Annotated in this window: 1 protein-coding gene; it reads right to left on the bottom strand. The window is 66.3% G+C overall.

The window, feature by feature from the left end:
• A partial coding sequence (locus tag NV1_RS41675) for a DUF4226 domain-containing protein (protein WP_157117792.1) occupies positions 1-751 on the bottom strand: 751 nt, incomplete at both ends.

The following is a 751-nucleotide window of genomic DNA, read 5'->3' as shown; positions in this document are numbered from 1 at the left end:
TGTAGTTTTTTCCGGCGAGGTTGTAGAGGTATTGGTTGGTGAGTTGGTTGATTTCGGTGGCGGTTTGGGTGGCGGTGGCGTGGCTGCCGGTGACGAGGTGTTCGGCTTTGGTGACGGCGGTGGTGAGGATTTGGTGGACTTGTTGTTGTCCGGCGGTGGTGTAGGCGGTGGGGCCGAGTTGGGCGAGTTGGACGTCGACGTCGCGTAGGAGTTGGGTGACGGCTTTTTTGTCGATGGTGTGGCCGGCGGCGAGGTCGGTGATGAAGTGCAGGAGTTGGTTGTCGAGGTTGTTGAAGGCGGTGGCGACGGTGTGTTGGTAGAGCTGGCGGTAGCGGACGGCGATGTTGGTGTTGCTGGTGCCGCTGGTGGTGTTGCCGTTGTTGGTGGTGAGGTTGCCGGTGCCGGGTGTGGTGGTGTTGCCGTTGCCGTAGGTGTCGGCGAGGTTGCCCAGGGTGTTGGCGGGGTTGGTGGTGGGGTTGGTGTTCCCGCCGCTGTTGGTGTTGTTGCCGAGGCCGGACATGGCGGTCATGGCGAGCAGGGGGAGCATGGTCAGGGCGGTGGTGCCGGCTTGTAGTGCTGCGGGGGCGAGTTGGCCGACCAGCTCTGGGTCGATGAGGTCGTGGTGGGGTGCGGGCCCCAGGTGCGCGGGCCCGGGAGCGACCGAACCCCCGGGCGCGGCGGTGTTGCCCGGTGTGGCTGGTGGGGACGCGGCAGCACCACCCGGCGCTGCGGTAGTCGGCGGGGTCGCGGC

The sequence above is a fragment of the Nocardia vaccinii NBRC 15922 genome, from assembly GCF_001613305.1.
GTDB classification, from domain to species: domain Bacteria; phylum Actinomycetota; class Actinomycetes; order Mycobacteriales; family Mycobacteriaceae; genus Nocardia; species Nocardia vaccinii.
This window is presented reverse-complemented; position numbering and strand designations above follow the sequence as displayed.